This is a genomic window from Bacillus sp. AFS017336 (assembly GCF_002555445.1).
Lineage (GTDB): Bacteria > Bacillota > Bacilli > Bacillales > Bacillaceae_G > Gottfriedia.
In genome coordinates this window covers 1-17,653 of sequence record NZ_NUCO01000149.1, presented here as the reverse complement: position 1 = coordinate 17,653, position 17,653 = coordinate 1, and the positions used below count along the sequence as shown (strand labels likewise).

Annotated in this window: 18 protein-coding genes, 1 tRNA gene and 2 riboswitches; of the genes, 14 read left to right on the top strand and 5 right to left on the bottom strand. The window is 33.2% G+C overall.

Annotation, left to right across the window (positions count from 1 at the left end; translation table 11 throughout):
* The first annotated feature begins 22 nt into the window (after positions 1-22).
* The 5 genes from CN601_RS25220 (at position 23) to tsaD (ending at position 2,969) form a co-directional block, all read left to right on the top strand.
* Positions 23-98, top strand: a tRNA-Asp gene (locus CN601_RS25220).
* A 249-nt stretch (positions 99-347) separates the two neighbouring features.
* The gene (tsaE, locus tag CN601_RS25215) at positions 348-815 is read left to right on the top strand and encodes a tRNA (adenosine(37)-N6)-threonylcarbamoyltransferase complex ATPase subunit type 1 TsaE (protein WP_098120720.1); all 468 of its coding nucleotides are present in this window, start codon (positions 348-350) and stop codon (positions 813-815) included.
* A complete protein-coding gene (gene tsaB / locus CN601_RS25210; RefSeq protein ID WP_098172723.1) occupies positions 796-1,488 on the top strand; it encodes a tRNA (adenosine(37)-N6)-threonylcarbamoyltransferase complex dimerization subunit type 1 TsaB in 693 nt (230 codons plus the stop codon). Before tsaE ends, tsaB begins: the two co-directional genes overlap by 20 nt.
* 9 nt (positions 1,489-1,497) lie before the next feature.
* Positions 1,498-1,950, top strand: coding sequence for a ribosomal protein S18-alanine N-acetyltransferase (rimI, locus tag CN601_RS25205; RefSeq protein WP_098120718.1), 453 nt, complete (start codon positions 1,498-1,500; stop codon positions 1,948-1,950).
* Positions 1,950-2,969 carry a tRNA (adenosine(37)-N6)-threonylcarbamoyltransferase complex transferase subunit TsaD gene (gene tsaD, locus CN601_RS25200; protein ID WP_179865692.1) on the top strand — a complete coding sequence of 340 codons (1,020 nt, stop codon included), beginning with the start codon at positions 1,950-1,952 and terminating at the stop codon, positions 2,967-2,969. Before rimI ends, tsaD begins: the two co-directional genes overlap by 1 nt.
* Before the next feature lie 217 nt (positions 2,970-3,186).
* Here tsaD and CN601_RS25195 read toward each other — a convergent pair whose 3' ends face one another.
* Positions 3,187-5,112 carry an ABC-F family ATP-binding cassette domain-containing protein gene (locus CN601_RS25195; protein WP_098172722.1) on the bottom strand — a complete coding sequence of 642 codons (1,926 nt, stop codon included), beginning with the start codon at positions 5,110-5,112 and terminating at the stop codon, positions 3,187-3,189.
* A gap of 161 nt (positions 5,113-5,273) precedes the next feature.
* Between CN601_RS25195 and CN601_RS25190 the strand changes: the two genes are divergently transcribed.
* A complete protein-coding gene (locus tag CN601_RS25190; protein ID WP_098120715.1) occupies positions 5,274-5,900 on the top strand; it encodes a redox-sensing transcriptional repressor Rex in 627 nt (208 codons plus the stop codon).
* Between the two features lie 42 nt (positions 5,901-5,942).
* On the opposite strand, the gene CN601_RS25185 is transcribed toward CN601_RS25190, so the two are convergent.
* Positions 5,943-6,614, bottom strand: a complete 672-nt coding sequence (locus CN601_RS25185; RefSeq protein WP_098172721.1) for a CPBP family intramembrane glutamic endopeptidase — start codon at positions 6,612-6,614, stop codon at positions 5,943-5,945.
* A 273-nt stretch (positions 6,615-6,887) separates the two neighbouring features.
* Between CN601_RS25185 and groES the strand changes: the two genes are divergently transcribed.
* The 3 genes from groES to CN601_RS25170 all read left to right on the top strand — a co-directional run bounded on the left by groES (position 6,888) and on the right by CN601_RS25170 (position 9,297).
* Positions 6,888-7,172 (top strand): co-chaperone GroES, encoded by a 285-nt coding sequence (groES, locus tag CN601_RS25180; RefSeq protein ID WP_098120713.1) that lies wholly within the window; start codon positions 6,888-6,890, stop codon positions 7,170-7,172.
* 58 nt (positions 7,173-7,230) lie between these two features.
* Positions 7,231-8,856 (top strand): chaperonin GroEL, encoded by a 1,626-nt coding sequence (gene groL / locus CN601_RS25175; RefSeq protein WP_098120712.1) that lies wholly within the window; start codon positions 7,231-7,233, stop codon positions 8,854-8,856.
* A gap of 249 nt (positions 8,857-9,105) precedes the next feature.
* Positions 9,106-9,297: a hemolysin XhlA family protein gene (locus tag CN601_RS25170; protein WP_098172725.1), complete on the top strand. Its 192-nt coding sequence runs from the start codon at positions 9,106-9,108 to the stop codon at positions 9,295-9,297.
* A gap of 508 nt (positions 9,298-9,805) precedes the next feature.
* Here CN601_RS25170 and CN601_RS25165 read toward each other — a convergent pair.
* Positions 9,806-10,657: an ATP-dependent DNA ligase gene (locus tag CN601_RS25165; protein ID WP_098120711.1), complete on the bottom strand. Its 852-nt coding sequence runs from the start codon at positions 10,655-10,657 to the stop codon at positions 9,806-9,808.
* A gap of 234 nt (positions 10,658-10,891) precedes the next feature.
* On the opposite strand from CN601_RS25165, the gene CN601_RS25160 reads away from it, so the two are divergent.
* Positions 10,892-11,296 (top strand): hypothetical protein, encoded by a 405-nt coding sequence (locus tag CN601_RS25160; protein ID WP_098120710.1) that lies wholly within the window; start codon positions 10,892-10,894, stop codon positions 11,294-11,296.
* Positions 11,297-11,444: 148 nt separating this feature from the next.
* Positions 11,445-12,203 (top strand): peptidoglycan recognition protein family protein, encoded by a 759-nt coding sequence (locus tag CN601_RS25155; RefSeq protein WP_098172720.1) that lies wholly within the window; start codon positions 11,445-11,447, stop codon positions 12,201-12,203.
* A gap of 54 nt (positions 12,204-12,257) precedes the next feature.
* On the opposite strand, the gene CN601_RS25150 is transcribed toward CN601_RS25155, so the two are convergent.
* A complete protein-coding gene (locus tag CN601_RS25150) occupies positions 12,258-12,578 on the bottom strand; it encodes a DMT family transporter (RefSeq protein WP_098120708.1) in 321 nt (106 codons plus the stop codon).
* The gene (locus CN601_RS25145) at positions 12,579-12,926 is read right to left on the bottom strand and encodes a DMT family transporter (RefSeq protein ID WP_098120707.1); all 348 of its coding nucleotides are present in this window, start codon (positions 12,924-12,926) and stop codon (positions 12,579-12,581) included.
* A 187-nt stretch (positions 12,927-13,113) separates the two neighbouring features.
* Positions 13,114-13,216: riboswitch (purine riboswitch) on the top strand.
* 147 nt (positions 13,217-13,363) lie between these two features.
* Between CN601_RS25145 and guaA the strand changes: the two genes are divergently transcribed.
* From guaA to CN601_RS25130, 3 genes are all read left to right on the top strand, one after another.
* Positions 13,364-14,899 (top strand): glutamine-hydrolyzing GMP synthase, encoded by a 1,536-nt coding sequence (gene guaA / locus CN601_RS25140; RefSeq protein WP_373605008.1) that lies wholly within the window; start codon positions 13,364-13,366, stop codon positions 14,897-14,899.
* 207 nt (positions 14,900-15,106) lie between these two features.
* Complete coding sequence (locus tag CN601_RS25135; RefSeq protein WP_098172719.1) at positions 15,107-15,460, top strand: VOC family protein; 354 nt, start codon at positions 15,107-15,109, stop codon at positions 15,458-15,460.
* Between the two features lie 284 nt (positions 15,461-15,744).
* A riboswitch (purine riboswitch) is annotated at positions 15,745-15,843 on the top strand.
* A gap of 177 nt (positions 15,844-16,020) precedes the next feature.
* On the top strand, positions 16,021-17,349 hold the full coding sequence (locus CN601_RS25130) for an NCS2 family permease (protein ID WP_098172724.1): 1,329 nt from the start codon (positions 16,021-16,023) through the stop codon (positions 17,347-17,349).
* Positions 17,350-17,653: the final 304 nt, after the last annotated feature.

Below are 17,653 nucleotides of genomic sequence, written 5' to 3'. Positions count from 1 at the left end.
ATCCTGTCCCCGCAACCAAAATGGTCCCGTGGTGTAGCGGTTAACATGCCTGCCTGTCACGCAGGAGATCGCCGGTTCGATCCCGGTCGGGACCGCCATACATACGATTCTTAAACGAAACAAACAATTGTTTCGTTTTTTTTATTATATGAGAATTAATGAAGATTTTTGAAGTAAACCATATATTGATTAGTTTGAAGAATGTTTACTTCTAGGAAATATAAAAACAGTAGATTAATTTAAACTATTCTAAAGGATATTACTGTTTGACATCCGCTTAATGTTTTGAAATGATATAATATGGCAAAGTTAGAAATAGACGAGTTAGAATTTTGGTGGTGAAGTAATTGGAAATTGTTTTACATACAAATACTGAGGAAGAAACTCAATCAATTGCATTTTTTCTCGGACAATTAGTACAACAAAAAGATGTAATCTTATTAGAAGGAGATCTTGGTGCAGGTAAGACAACCTTTACAAAAGGTTTTGCGAAAGGTCTTGAAGTAAAAAGAACTGTTAATAGCCCAACTTTTAATATAATAAAAGAATATAAAGGAAGAATTCCTTTATATCATATGGATGTGTACCGCTTAGAAGGCAGTAATGAAGATTTAGGTTTTGATGAGTATTTTATGGGTGAAGGTGTTTGTGTTGTGGAATGGGCGCATTTAATTGAAGATTACTTACCAAATGAATTCTTAAAAATCATAATAACTCATGAAGAAAATGGTAGAATGATTACTTTTATTCCAAATGGAGCAAGGTATGAATTTATTTGTAAGGAGCTAATTAATAATGACCGTTTTAGCAATTGATACTTCTACAAATGTTATGGGGATTAGTCTAATTAAGGACCAATCTGTTATTGGAGAAACGATAACATTTATAAATAAAAATCATTCTGTCCGATTAATGCCAGCCATTAATACATTAATGGAAGAATGCAATATAAAACCTAAGGAACTATCTAAAATAGTTGTCGCAAAAGGACCAGGCTCATACACTGGAGTGCGCATTGGTGTAACAGTAGCAAAAACATTGGCCTTCACCTTAAATATTCCGATTATAGGTGTTTCAAGTCTGAAAGTACTAGCTGCGAATGGGCGATTTTTTAATGGGTTAGTTTGTCCTATTTTTGATGCAAGACGTAATTTATTATTTACTGGTCTTTATGATTTCAGAGGGGAACCTACTAATAGTGTTTTAGAGGACTGTAATATTGATCGCAGTTTATGGGTTGAAAAACTTAAATCATATAATGAACAAATTTTATTTATTGGTAATGATGTATCATTACATAAAGAATTTATTATAGAGCACTTAAAAGATCAGGCTGTTTTTGTAAATGCTAGTATGAATAATCAGAGACCAAGTGAACTGTTTACATGTAGTTTAGAAGAAAGTGAAGAATCGGTACACAATTTTTCACCAGAATATTTAAGATTATCAGAAGCAGAAGCTAATTGGCTAGCTAGCCAAGAAAAGTAGGAGGATATTATGATCTCATCGGTTGCTTTTCGGAAAATGAAAGAAGAAGATTTAGATCAAATAGTGGAAATTGAAAAAAAATCGTTCCCAACACCATGGACACATGATGCATTTTATAATGAATTATATTCAAATCAATTTGCCAATTATTTAGTTGCTGAAGTTGATGAGAAGATAATTGGATATTGTGGGTTATGGGTAGTCATTGACGAGGGACATATTACAAATATAGCTATTTTACCGGACTATAGAGGGAAGAGTCTAGGTGAAAAGTTACTTCGAGCAGTAATGGAAACTGCTAAAAACCTTGGAGCAGAAACTTTAACATTAGAAGTAAGGGTATCGAATCATGTAGCAATGGGACTGTATCGTAAGCTAGGATTCCAAGACGGTGGGATTCGAAAAAGCTATTATACAGATAATTTTGAGGATGCATTAGTGATGTGGGTGAATTTGAAATGATGAATGAAAATTGTTTAATACTAGCTATAGAGACAAGTTGTGATGAAACCTCAGCAGCTATTATTAAAAATGGTAATGAAATTCTAAGTAATGTAGTAGCAACACAGATCGATATACACAAACGTTTTGGTGGAGTAGTACCTGAAGTCGCTTCAAGATTACATGTTGAGCAAATAACGGTGGTAATTGAAGAAGCGATGGAGCAAGCACAGATTAACTATGAGGATTTAGCTGCCATTGCTGTTACAGAGGGTCCAGGACTAGTAGGTGCATTACTAATTGGAGTAAATGCTGCAAAAGCAATTGCCTTTGCTCATGGATTACCTCTAATAGGTGTTCACCACATTGCAGGTCATATATATGCCAATCAACTAGTACAGCCTTTACAATATCCACTATTAGCTTTAGTAGTTTCTGGTGGGCATACAGAGCTTGTTTATATGAAGGAAGATGGCGTTTTTGAAGTAATAGGAGAAACACGAGACGACGCGGCAGGTGAGGCCTATGATAAGGTTGCTAGAACGCTTAAATTGCCTTATCCAGGTGGTCCACACATCGATCGTCTAGCACAAGAAGGAACGGCAAATATTCCATTTCCTAGAGCTTGGTTAGAAGAAGGTAGTTATGATTTTAGCTTTAGTGGTTTAAAGTCAGCAGTTATTAATTATATGCACAATGCTGAACAAAGAGGTGAGGAAGTGTCGCCAGCTAATGTAGCTGCCAGCTTCCAAGCAAGTGTAATTGAAGTAATTGTTTCAAAAACGATTAAAGCTGCAAAAGAATATGATGTGAAACAAGTTTTATTAGCAGGTGGAGTAGCAGCTAATAAAGGATTAAGAGCTTCATTACAAAATGAGATGAATGACTTAAATGATATAGAATTAATTATACCGCCATTATCACTTTGTACAGATAATGCAGCGATGATCGGTGCAGCTGCTTTTATCAGATTGAAGCAAGGGAAACTAGGTAATTTGGCACTAAACGGTAACCCTGGCTTAGATTTAGAGAATATGTAAAAAGTACTTATTCACAATTTTTTTAATAAAATGTGGATAAGTACTTTTTCTTTGTTAAAAACTTATTAAACCTTGTGCACAAAAATGTGTATAACATTGCTGTTTTTCTGTGGATAATGTGTATAAACCTGTGTAAAAGCTAAAATATAGCAAAAGTTATGTGGATAAAAATGTAGATAAGAAAAAACGGATAGCAATCAGCATATCCGTTTAATCATTACTCTTGTAAGTTTTCCCATTCTTCCATTAGGTCTATTAACTTAGCTTCTAAATCATTTTTCTTACTTGTTAATTCGTGTACTAATTGAAAGTCTCCGTAAACTTCTGGTTTGCATAGTTCTAGTTCGATTGTTTCTATATCAAGCTCAAATTGCGAGATATTGCTTTCGATCTCCTCAATACGACGCTGAGTTTGACGAAGTTTTTTCTTTAATTCTTTGTCTTGTTGATAATCAGAAACTGGTTGAGATGATTGTTTAACTTGTGTTAACATAACTTCTTTTTCAGCTTGTTCTTTCTCATATGCTTCGTTTTTCTTAAATTGGTAATAGTCATAATCACCTAGATAAATTGATAATCCTTCTTTTGCTAGTTCGAAAGTTTTTGTGGATAATCTGTTCATAAAATAACGATCATGTGATACAAACAAAATAGTCCCAGGATAATCTAATAAAGCATTTTCTAAAACTTCTTTACTATCTAAATCCAAATGGTTGGTAGGCTCATCAAGAATTAGAAAATTAGCTTTTTTCATCATAAGTTTTGCTAATGCTAATCTTGCTTTTTCTCCACCGCTTAAAGAGGTAACGATTTTAGTCACATCATCGCCAGAAAATAAAAAATTCCCTAATATTGTTCGAATCTCTTGTTCAGGCTTTAATGGATAATCATCCCAAAGTTCATCTAATACTCTTTTGTTAGATGTAAGCTTAGCTTGCTCCTGGTCATAATAACCGACCGAAACATTTGCACCAAAATCAATTGTTCCTTGTAATTTATTTAAATCACCAATAATCGTCTTAAGTAATGTCGACTTTCCAACACCGTTTGGACCGACTAGTGCAACACTATCTCCTCGGTTCAATACAAACTTCATTGTTTGATCAATTGTAGGGATGCGGTTATATCCAATAAATAAATCTTGTATTGAAAGGACGTCATTTCCACTTTGTTTTTCAATTGCAAATGAAAAATTAGCTGAAGAATCTTCTCCAAGTGGCTTGTCTAATCGAACCATTCTGTCGAGCTGTTTTCTACGACTTTGTGCTCTTTTTGTAGTTGAGGCACGTGCAATATTACGTTGTACAAAATCTTCAAGCTTAGAGATTTCTTCTTGTTGTTTTTCGAACTGTTTAAGCTCTTGCTCATATTGAGCAGCTTTTAAATCAAGATATTTACTATAGTTCCCAACAAAACGTTGATGCCTACGATTAGATATTTCATAAACAATATTTACAACTTGATCAAGGAAATATCGATCGTGGGATACAATTAATACCGCACCAGGATAAGATTGTAAATAACGCTCTAACCAACTAAGTGTATCAATATCCAAGTGATTTGTAGGCTCATCCAGTATTAATAGATCAGGCTTTGTTAATAATAGTTTACCTAAAGCAAGTCTTGTTTTTTGCCCACCGCTTAACGAAGAAATTTTTGTTTCGTAATCTTCATTACTGAAACCTAAGCCGCTAATAATTGAACGAATATCTGCTTCAAACTGATAACCGCCGTTTTCTTTGAATGTATATTGAAGATGATCATATTCATTCATTATCTTGTCATAAACAGGCTGATTAGAATAGACTTCTTCTTGAGTCATTTTTACTTCTAATTTTCTCATATTTTCCTGCATCTCAACTAAATGATTAAAAACAGAATAATATTCTTCCCATATCGTTTGATCACTTTGTAATCCAGTATTTTGGGCTAGGTAGCCTACAGTAACGTCCTTAGGCTTATTTATCTCGCCTCCGTCGTAAGACAATTCACCAGCTATTATTTTGAGTAATGTAGATTTTCCTGCGCCATTACGACCAACAATCGCAACTCGATCATTCGTTTGAACTTCTAATTTTATATTTGAAAGAATAATGTCACTACCAAAATACTTTGAGACATTATTTACTTGTAAAAGAATCATGGATAACACCTCATTGCAAAATTTTTTATCTGAGTAACTGTAGACTGTCAAAATTCTTAAATATAGTGTATATTTTACATTAGAACAAGTACTTTATTACTAAAGTAAAGCTAAATTACACACCATAGTAAAAAGAATTACAGTAAGTGGGGGATTAAAAAATGGACTCGGAACAAATTAAAATTCCACAAGCTACTGCTAAACGTCTACCTTTATATTACCGTTTTATAAAGAATTTGTCTTTATCAGGTAAACAAAGAGTTTCTTCAGCAGAGTTAAGTGAAGCAGTAAAGGTAGATTCCGCTACGATTAGAAGAGATTTTTCTTATTTTGGAGCACTTGGAAAAAAAGGATATGGATATAACGTAAATTACTTATTAACTTTTTTCTCGAAAGCGCTTAACCAACATGAAGTGATGAAAGTTGCATTAATTGGTGTAGGTAATTTAGGGACTGCATTCTTACACTATAATTTTATAAAAAATAATAATACTAAAATTGAAATGGCATTTGATATTGATCCAAATAAGATTGGAACTGAAATTGGTGGAGTACCTGTCTATAATTTAGATAATTTAGAAGACGTAATGAATGATGATATTCAAATCGTTATTTTAACTGTACCTGCACCTGTAGCTCAATCAATAGCAGATCGATTAAATGGAAAAAATATAAGAGGAATCTTAAATTTTACTCCTGCTCGAATTAGTGTACCAGAACATATTCGTATTCATCATATAGACCTAGCGGTTGAACTACAAACATTGGCATATTTTTTACAACAATAAAATTAGATTAATTTAAAAACCCCCAAAATATTGGGGGTTTCTTTAATGTAAATTTAACTGCTGAAAAACTACAAATGTGTTCATTAACATATGTGTTAAAATTGGAACGATAATTGAATTTGTACGTTTGTATAAATAACAAAATACGAAACCAATTAGGAAGTAAGATAAAAAGAATGGTAAGTCGCCATGCATAAACGAAAATATTGCTGAACTAATCCCAGCAGAAATAATAAATGGTAAGCGATTATAAAGCCTTTTGAAAATGATTCGGCGGAAAATTATCTCTTCTAATATCGGTGCTACTAGACTTGGTATGATAATAAATGCAGGATTCAGTTTAGCAATATTTAAGATATTTTGAGTATTTTCAGAGCCTGTATGTAAATTGAATACATAAATTAAAATGATATTACACACAATTTGAGTTGCCATCGTAATGAAGTAACCTAAAATTACCCAATTTAATATTGTACGATAGTTATGCTTAAAATTCTTAATTCCTTCAAAAATGGGCTTATGTAATAAAATCAGTATAATAATTAAACCAGTTATGAAGCTAATACAACTCCATAAGGCCACCGCTTCAAGGGAAGCAGTCTTCTTTTCCACTCCAGCGTATAAATTACTATTTAATAAATAGGGAACCCCAAATGCCGCCGAATATTGAATAACAGCATAAGTTAAGATAATCAATAAATCTCTAGTTTTCAATAAGATAGCTCCTTTGTGTTGATATTTTTCATAACCCAAAGGTTGATAACAACATGTACATTATTTTACTCGTTTCTTTAGTTTCTTAAAAGAAATTTTCGTTTTTTATTTTACATTTAATTGTAAAGATAAAACTGATTATATTTCGACAAGAAAAGTGCCTGCTTCAGACTTGCAAAATTTTTTGATATTATTTAAACTAATAATTGTGTTAGCACTCAATATTAATGAGTGCTAAAAAATAATGATTTGATTATTGAGGAGGTATTACACATGTTAAAGCCATTAGGTGATCGTGTTGTAATTGAGCTTGTTGAGTCTGAAGAAAAAACTGCTAGCGGTATCGTGTTACCAGGTAGTGCACAAGAAAAGCCACAAGAAGGCAAAGTTGTTGCAGTAGGTACTGGACGTGTACTTGAAAATGGTGAGCGCATTGCTTTAGAAGTATCTGTAGGTGACCGCATTATCTTCTCTAAATACTCAGGTACAGAAGTTAAGTACGGTGGTACTGAATACCTAGTACTTCGCGAAAACGATATTCTTGCAATCATAGGTTAATAAAATAAAATACTTAAATTAAAAAATAAATTTTTTATATTATAAGGAGGTCATTTCAATGGCTAAGGACATTAGATTTGGTGAAGAAGCTCGTCGCGCAATGTTACGTGGTGTAGACGCTTTAGCTGATGCTGTAAAAGTAACATTAGGACCAAAAGGACGTAACGTAGTTCTTGAGAAAAAATTCGGTTCTCCATTAATTACAAATGACGGTGTTACAATCGCAAAAGAAATCGAATTAGAAGATGCATTCGAAAACATGGGTGCAAAATTAGTTGCAGAAGTTGCTAGCAAAACGAACGAGATTGCTGGGGACGGTACAACTACTGCGACAGTTTTAGCGCAAGCTATGATTCGTGAAGGTCTTAAAAACGTAACTGCTGGTGCAAACCCAATGGGTATCCGTAAAGGTATCGAAAAAGCAGTTGCTGTAGCAATTGAAGAATTAAAAACAATCTCTAAACCAATTGAAGGTAAAGAGTCAATCGCACAGGTTGCTGCAATTTCTTCAGCAGATCCAGAAGTAGGACAATTAATCGCTGAAGCAATGGAGCGCGTAGGTAACGACGGTGTTATTACACTTGAAGAATCTAAAGGCTTCACAACTGAATTAGAAGTAGTAGAAGGTATGCAATTTGACCGTGGATACTCTTCACCATACATGGTTACAAATTCAGAGAAAATGGTTGCTGAATTAGAAAATCCATATATCTTAATTACAGATAAAAAAGTAACAAATATTCAAGAAATCTTACCGGTACTTGAGCAAGTTGTTCAACAAGGTAAGCCACTATTAATCATTGCTGAAGATGTTGAAGGTGAAGCACAAGCAACAATCATCGTAAACAAATTACGTGGTACTTTCAACGCAGTTACTGTTAAAGCTCCTGGCTTTGGTGACCGTCGTAAAGCAATGTTAGAAGACATCGCAATCTTAACTGGCGGTGAAGTGATTACAGAAGAATTAGGATTAGATCTTAAAACAACTAACATCACTCAATTAGGTCGCGCTTCAAAAGTTGTAGTAACAAAAGAAAACACTACAATCGTTGAAGGTGCTGGTGAAACAGCATCGATCCAACAACGTATCGGTGTAATCCGTGCTCAATTAGAAGAAACAACTTCTGAATTCGATCGCGAAAAATTACAAGAGCGTTTAGCTAAATTAGCTGGCGGTGTAGCAGTAATCAAAGTTGGTGCTGCAACTGAAACTGAATTAAAAGAACGTAAATTACGTATTGAAGATGCATTAAACTCTACGCGTGCTGCAGTTGAAGAAGGTATTGTAGCTGGTGGTGGTACTGCATTAATGAGCGTATACAATAAAGTAGCTGCAATTGAAGCAGAAGGTGACATAGCGACTGGTATCAACATCGTATTACGTGCACTTGAATCTCCAGTTCGTCAAATCGCTACAAATGCTGGTTTAGAAGGATCTGTAATCATTGAAAAATTAAAAGGTGCGGAAGTAGGCGTTGGTTTCAATGCTGCTAACGGACAATGGGTAAACATGATTGAAGAAGGAATCGTTGACCCAACTAAAGTTACTCGTTCTGCACTTCAAAACGCAGCATCTGTTTCAGCTATGTTCTTAACAACTGAAGCAGTAGTAGCTGACATCCCTGAGAAAAACGCTCCAGCAATGCCTGACATGGGTATGGGCGGAATGGGCGGCATGATGTAATAAGTCGCCTCACATTTTTGTGATGCTGTTACAATATCAATTAAAATAACCACTTCCTAAATGGAAGTGGTTTTTTAATTTGAAAGAAGAAAAAAATAACAAAGTTCAAAACTTACTTTATACCATCTAGAACCTCAATGATAAAGATAGTTTTAATTTTTATTACTTTCCTACTATTTTCCTTTAACCAATATAGTAAATTCAGAATATATTAAGTAGAGTACAAACTAATGGAAATGAGGGGATAAGATAGACGAAATTAAAGAATTACAGGAAAAAATTGCAGAAATCAAGAAACGTTTAGCCGTTGCAGAAAGTACAATTAGAAAAGTTGAACAAAAGATTGAGAGAATTGAAAGTAATACTAGTTGGACTGTACGATTAATAATAGGAGCAATAATTATGGCAGTAATAAGAATCATTCTTAAAGGCGGTATTTAATATTTAAAGTAACTTCGTCATACTCTCTCCTCTGGTAAAGGTAATTAATAATAGACTACACTTCGTGGTTAACTATATAGATGACATACTAAAATAAAGTAAAAAACCTGGTACTTATAAGGTTTTTTATTTTTAAATAATGCTATGGTCTTAATTTTAGACGTACATGAGCGGAAATAAGCCTAACAAAATAGAAAAAAAAGGTAACGTAAATAAAACTAAGGTATTATTGACTAAATATTGTACAAATATGTATATTTAAACTTATTACAAGTAGAAAAAATATTGTTGATAGAGTACACTCTATTAAATAATTTTAAGGATGATTTAGATGAATATTGGTTTATTTAGAGGTTGCCTTTTTGGTCTTTTATTTTCTATACCATTTTGGATATTCGTACTTTGGCTTTTATTTAAATAGACTGATATAAAAAAGCCCCTTTAAGTTGTAAAAGTGACTAATACTTTCTACTTTAAAGGGGATTACTAAGTATTTATTTTGATTTTTTTAAACAATAAAGTCATGAAAAATAGGTTCAATTAATTCTCCGTTATTTAATTGCCCTCTACTTTTTATCACGCATCGAACAAAGGGTTCTACATAAATATAATTTTTATCTTCTCCAGTTTTTATATGCTTCGTTATACTAAAGAAGGCCGTTTTCTGACCAGTATTCATTCCGAATTCTACTATCCCCACGTTTACAAAATCACCATTTATGATTTCAGAGATTAATAATCCCATTCCTTGTTTTTTATACCCTGCTATATAGTAATTACCATATCGCCAGTTAATAATTTTTAGCCAATTTAGAGATCGGTGTGCAGGTATATAAGTAGAGTCCTTTGATTTAGCCACAATACCTTCTAGTCCAAGTGTTTTAATTTGTTCAAAAAACATTGTCCCTTCAGACTCAATATAAAAACTCTTTTTAATCGAATCCTGATCAACTAAGGTTTTTGAAAGGATATTCTTTCGATAGGATAATGGTTCTTTTATTAAATTTTTATTTTTATGACGTAAAATATCAAAAGCAATATATGTTAATGGAAATTGCTTACTTCCTTGCAATATTTTATTCTCTTGAATAAAGCTTACTCGATTGGTAACCGCTTCAAAATCTTCCTTGCCGTCGCAATAACAAACTAATACACCGTCTAAGTAACAATCATCTAAGTCGATATTTTCGAGTTCAGGAATTCTTTCTGTGATCTCGGTACCATTTCGATTAAAAAGTTTATTCTTTCCATCCTGTCTTTCAAGCATTACTCGAACACCATTTGATTTCAATTCAAAATAATGATTATCTGAGTCAAATGGTTTATCAGCATTTTGTAATAGCATCGGTTCAATAAACATTTATCTGTTCGCTATCATGATTGTTGCTTTTCAACATAATCAAGATTCCTTTCTTTTTAGAGTTTGATATATATAAAATAACATACGTAATTCATTCACTATATAGCAACTTAGTCGGGTTATTTTTAGACTTATAATTGTTAATTTACTTTTAAATCAAATGTATTTCAAGTCATAACTCGTCTATTTTCACAATAAGATAAAATATCTTCTTTTGAAAAGTGGTGTTATGAAATGGGGAGGAAAAATAATTTCAAAATAACAGAACCAATGTTGAATGAGTATTATGATTTAAGTCAAAAGAAAAAGGATATTGAAAATCAGTTAGAAGAACTACAAAAAGTATTTCATGGTTATTTTGATCACCAAGTTGGAACGAATGAAAAAGGTGAACTAATCGTTAATAATTTAAAGCTTGAACGAATTATAAGAAAAAGAGAAAAATTTGATGAGGAGATGACAGTTAACAAGTTAGAAGAATTAAACCTTTCTGATTTAATTCAAATTGTAAAAAGACCAGATGGAGATAAAATTAAGTCCGCAATCAATTTAGGACTATTAAATGAAAAAGACTTAGACGGGTGTATAACCACAAACTCTTCACAAGCTATTTATGTGAAACCACTTAAGACTAAATAAATTTTCTAAAACAAGGAGAGCAATTAATTGCTCTCCTTTAATTTTGTAACGATTTCCCTATTTTAGAATACTGTATTAATATACATGTCCAAGTAATCCGAGCGGTGTTAATTGGACATGCATAAACAATAGAAAGGAGAGCTAAGATTTGGCATATTGGAGAAATGATTTTATTTCGATGAACAAGTATACGAGGCCGTCAATAAAGTTAAAAGGCGTTAAAAAAATTGTAATACATTGGACTGCAAATCCTGGAGCAACTGCACAAAGCCATCAAAGATATTTTAACGGGAGCGCTATAAAGAATAAAACTTATGCATCAGCTCATCTATTTGTCGATTCTAAAGAGGCAATTTGTATTATTCCGCTAGATGAAGTCGCGTACCATGCGAATGATCACTACGAAAGAAATAGTAGTGGTGGCGTATATAGAGGTGTGCCTGAATTAGCACCGAACGCAAATAAACTTTCAATCGGTGTTGAAATGTGTTTAGAAAAAGACGGTACAGTTTCACAATATACCATTACACGAGCGGTTCGAGTAGTTGCTGAATTGTGTAAGATGTTTAAATTAGATGCAAATGATATTGTAAGACATTATGATATTACACATAAACCATGTCCAAAAACCTTCATAGACCACCCCGAGCGTTTTAACGAGTTTAAAGAACAAGTTAACGCTGTATTAAATCCTCCGAAACAACAAGCGGATTCTATTTCGTATCCTGGTATTTTAAAAATGGGCTCAAAAGGTGAGTCTGTGAAACACGTACAACAAAAACTTAAAATAACTGCAGATGGAATATTTGGTCCTGTTACAGAGAGTGCAGTTAAAAAATTTCAAGCAAGTAATGGACTAGTTGTTGATGGAATTGTTGGGAAAAATACTTGGAGCAAACTATTTTAATTTTTAAAATGGAAGAAAAAACCCCTAATTCGCATGTCGAAAAGGGATTTTTTTTTAATGAGGAGAAATGATTTTTAAACCGACAACCGATCCAATTACTAATGTAATAAAAAAGAGACGCTTCCATTCACGTGATTCATTAAAAAATAACATGCCAATCAAAACAGAGCCGGCAGCACCTATTCCTGTCCAAATCGTATAGCCGGTTCCAACGGGGATGACTTTTAAAGCTTTTGATAATAAGTAAAAACTAGTCCATCCAGATAAGATACATAAAATGGAGTAATTAAGTTTTTTAAAGTTATTTGATAGCTTCATAAAAATTACAAATCCTACTTCACCTAAACCTGCTATAAATAAAAATAACCAAGCCATTTATGCTGCATCTCCTTTTTCCGGTTTTTTATCATTTGAAGTCAATTTTAAGCCAACAATACCACTTAATAATGTAATAACTAGAATGATTTTTAACGTAGATGCCGCTTCATCTAAAAATAACATTCCAATGATGACCGTTCCAGCAGCTCCAATTCCTGTAAACACTGCATAAGCGGTTCCAATTGGAATCTCTCTAACTGCTTTTGAAAATAAATAAAAACTAAATACAATTCCAGCGATTGTAAGGATCGTTGGTATTACATTCGTAAATCCATCTGAGTATTTAAGACCAAAAGCCCAAGCGATCTCGGACATACCAGCTATAACTAAGTAAATCCAATTCATTAAAAATTCCCCCTTTTATAGCTAAAAGACACTCTACGCACAATGAAACTACCTACCGTTCGTTAGTTAAAATGTACACTATAATCATATTCATGACAAGTTGTACCATTTACCAATAAATTTTATTTTTTTTATGAGATGAAATACCTTGACCGAAAAATTACATGTGTTAGAATGAGACAATAATACAATATTCGTCATTATTCTTCATATATCCTCGACAATACGGGTCGAGAGTCTCTACCGGGGCACCGTAACATGCCCTGACTATGAAGGCAGTCTGACTATGTTAAGCATAAGTCTGATTTTCTGCCTTCTTATACGTATTTTTTCGTATGTAAATAGAGGAGAAAATCGGCTTTTTTTATTTTTTTTGGGAAAAATAGTATCAGTTTAACTGATACGTTAATTCAATATATATAGATGGGGTGACCGTTTTGCAACAACATGACACAATTGTAGTACTAGATTTTGGAAGTCAATATAACCAACTTATAGCACGCCGTATCCGTGAATTCGGTGTTTATAGTGAATTACGTCCTCATACAATTACTGCAGAGGAAATTAAACAAATGGGTGCAAAAGGGATTGTATTCTCTGGTGGACCAAATAGCGTATATGGTGAAAATGCTTTTTTCTGTGACGAAGCTATTTTCGATTTAGAAATTCCTATTTTAGGTATTTGCTACGGGATGCAATTAATGACTCAACATTTTGGTGGAACAGTTGCTAAAGCTGACAACCGTGAATACGGAAAAGCTGAATTAAATATTCAAAATCCGTCTGCTTTATTAAAAGACTTACCGACAGATCACGTAGTTTGGATGAGCCACGGTGATAAAGTAACTCAACAACCAGAAGGATTCGTTGTAGATGCTACTAGTGCTTCATGTCCAATCGCAGCAATGAGTAATGAAGCTAGAAAAATGTACGGTGTACAATTCCATCCAGAAGTTCGTCACTCTGAATACGGTAATGATCTATTAAAGAACTTCGTATTCAATATTTGCGAATGTGAAGCAAACTGGTCAATGAAAAACTATATTGAAGTTGAACTAGAAAATATTCGTAATACAGTTGGTGACAAAAAGGTACTTTGTGCACTTAGTGGTGGTGTAGATTCATCAGTTGTTGCTGTATTAATTCATAAAGCAATCGGTGATCAATTAACATGTATCTTTGTTGACCATGGTTTATTACGTAAAGATGAAGCAGAAGGCGTTATGAAGACGTTTAGCGAAGGCTTCCACATGAACGTAATTAAAGTAGATGCTAGAGATCGTTTCTTAAGCAAACTTGCTGGCGTATCTGACCCAGAACAAAAACGTAAAATTATCGGTAACGAATTCATTTATGTATTCGATGATGAAGCGGCTAGATTAGAAGGTATGGATTTCTTAGCTCAAGGAACACTTTATACAGATATCATAGAGAGCGGTACTGCTACAGCTCAAACAATCAAATCACATCATAATGTAGGTGGATTACCTGAAGACATGCAATTCACTTTAATCGAACCTTTAAACGCATTATTTAAAGATGAAGTACGTGCAGTTGGTACTGAATTAGGTATTCCAGATGCAATCGTTTGGAGACAACCATTCCCAGGACCAGGTTTAGGAATTCGCGTATTAGGCGAAATTACTGATCAAAAACTTGAAATCGTACGTGAATCAGATGCAATCTTACGTGAAGAAATTGCATTAGCTGGATTAGATAAAGAAATTTGGCAATATTTCACTGTATTACCGGACATCCGTAGTGTTGGAGTAATGGGTGACGAGCGTACTTATGATTACACTGTAGGTATTCGTGCAGTAACATCTATTGATGGAATGACTGCTGACTGGGCACGTGTTGATTGGGATGTACTTCAAAAGATCTCAACTCGTATTGTAAATGAAGTTAAACATGTAAACCGTATCGTTTATGATATAACTAGTAAGCCACCTGCAACGATTGAGTGGGAATAATATACAACGGGCTATAACCTCTTTTAAATAGGGGTTATAGCTTTTTTTTTATGTTGAATCAAAAAAAGGTTTAGAAGAAAAAATGTCAAATAGAAGATGGTAGGCAAAATTGGTATCTTTACATTAAGAAATGTGCATTTTAGAGATGAGCTGAGTTTTTTAGTAAAATCTAAAATACATAACATAACTAAGTTGGAGGTTTGATGAATGAAAATTAAAGGGTTTGGTGGAATTTTTTGGAGAACTAATGATATCGAAGCATTAAAGAAATGGTACAAAGAAACTTTGCTAATTTCTCTAGAAGAGTGGAACGGAACAATTATCAAACCAGATTCAGATAACGAAACGATTTTTTCTCTATTTAAACACGACAGTGAGTATTTTCCGAAAGAACAATCTGTTATGTTAAATTTGCAGGTAGATGATCTTAACGAATGGGTACATCATTTTAATGAAATTGGTGTAAAACTACAAAAGGATCCTGAAATTGGGGAATACGGAGCATTTGCATGGATTTCAGATCCTGATGGCAGATGGATTGAACTTTGGGAGAAGAAATAAGAACAAATAAATTAGAATAAAAGCTATAATCACTTAAAAAAGTGATTATAGCTTTTTTGAGTGATAAATTTTTATTATGGACTATTTTATAGTAAAATAATTATTAGAATTTACAGTGAATTAATCCGTTTAAATGATCGAAATATGAATTTCCAAATGAGTAAGCATGATAGAATAACTAAAATATGGTAAAAACGAACGAAAACGAATATTTTATTAAAAATGTTCGTTTTTTCTGTTGACACTAATTAAATCTGATTGTAATATAAGGATGTAAATTAAATAAAGAATTTGTCATAACTTGTCGTATATGCTAGTGAATATGGACTAGCGTCTCTACCCGCCACCGTAAACGGCGGACTACGAAGTGATGATTTTTGAATGTTATTAACCCGCTATTTAGCTATTATTCTACTATTCTACTATTCTAGGGTTAATAAGTTCAAAATGAAACTACTCGTGATAGGCGCTTTTACCAATGTGTAAAAGTGCCTTTTCTATTTTCTAAATAGAGACCGACTTTTAAGACTAAAACTTAGGAGGATCACATGAAAGAACGTATCAGTAATTATTTTGAGTTCAACAAGTTAGGTACATCATATCGTCAAGAAACAATTGCTGGATTAACTACATTCTTAGCGATGGCTTATATATTATTCGTAAATCCATCAGTTTTATCATTATCAGATATAAAGGATTTTCCTGAAGCATTAAGAATGAATAAAGAAGCGATTTTCGTTGCTACATCATTAGCGGCAGCATACGGATCGATTTTAATGGGGATATATGCAAAATATCCAATTGCTTTAGCACCTGGTATGGGATTAAATGCTTTCTTTGCTTTTAACGTAGTTCTTGGAATGGGTGTTCCTTGGCAAACTGCATTAGCTGGTGTATTTGTTTCAGGTATTATTTTCATCATTCTTTCATTAACAGGTCTTCGTGAACAAATTATAAATGCAATTCCAATTGAGTTAAAATTAGCAATCGGTAGTGGTATTGGATTCTTTATTACTTTTGTTGGTTTAAAAAATTCAGGTATCATCGTCAGTAACCCTGCAACATTCGTTTCATTAGGTAAATTAAATGAACCTGGTGTATTATTAACGATTTTCGGATTAGTAATTACAGTAGTATTAATGGCTAGAAAAATTAAAGCTGGTGTATTTTTAGGGATGATCATCACTGCTATTGCAGGAATGGTTTTTGGAATTATCGATTTACCTTCTTCAGTTGTTGGTCCGGTTCCAAGTATTGCTCCGACTTTTGGTCAAGCAATTAAACATATTCCAGATGTATTCTCTTCAGGTAAAATGTTTGCAGTAGTATTAACATTCTTTATTGTAGATTTCTTTGATGCAACTGGTACACTAGTAGCAGTAGCTAACCAAGCTGGTTTATTAAAAGAGAACAAGCTTGAAAGAGCAGGTAAAGCATTAATGGTTGATGCAACAGCTGTAGTAGTTGGTTCAACTTTAGGTACAAGTACAACGACTTCTTATATTGAGTCAACTGCTGGTGTAGCTGCTGGTGGTCGTACAGGTTTCTCTGCTGTAGTAACAGGTATCTTATTCTTATTAGCATTATTCTTCGCACCACTTTTAGGAGTAGTAACTGCCGCGGTAACTTCACCTGCATTAATAGTAGTCGGAGTTTTAATGGTTTCATCAATTGGTCAAATTGATTGGAAGAAATTCGAAATTGCGGTACCAGCATTCTTTACAATCATTGCAATGCCATTAACTTATAGTATTGCAACGGGTATCGCGGTTGGTTTCATTTTCTATCCGATTTCAATGATCGCTGCTGGGAAAATTAAAAAAGTACATCCAGTAATGTACGTATTGTTTGTAGTGTTCCTACTATTCTTAGCATTCTTTAGAGAATAGGTTAATAAATAGAACGGTTATAAAAAACCAGCCTTCAATTAGAAGGCTGGTTTTTTGTTATTTCATATAAGAAGGCTATATTGAGATAAATATATACCATCCTAATAATTCAGAATAATAGTTCTTTTAATTTAGTGTTGTAATTAATCTAAATAACTGATATATTATTCTATGTTCTCCCAAACAAGGGAAAACAAAACAAAATAAAAAATCAAAAACATTAAAAAAGTTGTTGACCAAAACAAGCTTTAAATGATATGATTTAAAAGTCGCTTCTGAGCGACAGAAAATGAACTTTGAAAAC

Excerpts from the sequence above, each read along its gene's own strand:
- CN601_RS25145 (WP_098120707.1), bottom strand. The coding sequence starts at position 12,926 with ATGAATTGGATTTACTTAGTTATAGCTGGTATGTCCGAGATCGCTTGG.
- CN601_RS25195 (WP_098172722.1), bottom strand. The coding sequence starts at position 5,112 with ATGATTCTTTTACAAGTAAATAATGTCTCAAAGTATTTTGGTAGTGAC.
- tsaD (WP_179865692.1), top strand. The coding sequence starts at position 1,950 with ATGAATGAAAATTGTTTAATACTAGCTATAGAGACAAGTTGTGATGAA.
- CN601_RS25165 (WP_098120711.1), bottom strand. The coding sequence starts at position 10,657 with ATGTTTATTGAACCGATGCTATTACAAAATGCTGATAAACCATTTGAC.
- CN601_RS25135 (WP_098172719.1), top strand. The coding sequence starts at position 15,107 with ATGAAAATTAAAGGGTTTGGTGGAATTTTTTGGAGAACTAATGATATC.
- groES (WP_098120713.1), top strand. The coding sequence starts at position 6,888 with ATGTTAAAGCCATTAGGTGATCGTGTTGTAATTGAGCTTGTTGAGTCT.
- tsaB (WP_098172723.1), top strand. The coding sequence starts at position 796 with ATGACCGTTTTAGCAATTGATACTTCTACAAATGTTATGGGGATTAGT.
- rimI (WP_098120718.1), top strand. The coding sequence starts at position 1,498 with ATGATCTCATCGGTTGCTTTTCGGAAAATGAAAGAAGAAGATTTAGAT.
- CN601_RS25160 (WP_098120710.1), top strand. The coding sequence starts at position 10,892 with ATGGGGAGGAAAAATAATTTCAAAATAACAGAACCAATGTTGAATGAG.
- CN601_RS25190 (WP_098120715.1), top strand. The coding sequence starts at position 5,274 with ATGGACTCGGAACAAATTAAAATTCCACAAGCTACTGCTAAACGTCTA.
- CN601_RS25150 (WP_098120708.1), bottom strand. The coding sequence starts at position 12,578 with ATGGCTTGGTTATTTTTATTTATAGCAGGTTTAGGTGAAGTAGGATTT.
- groL (WP_098120712.1), top strand. The coding sequence starts at position 7,231 with ATGGCTAAGGACATTAGATTTGGTGAAGAAGCTCGTCGCGCAATGTTA.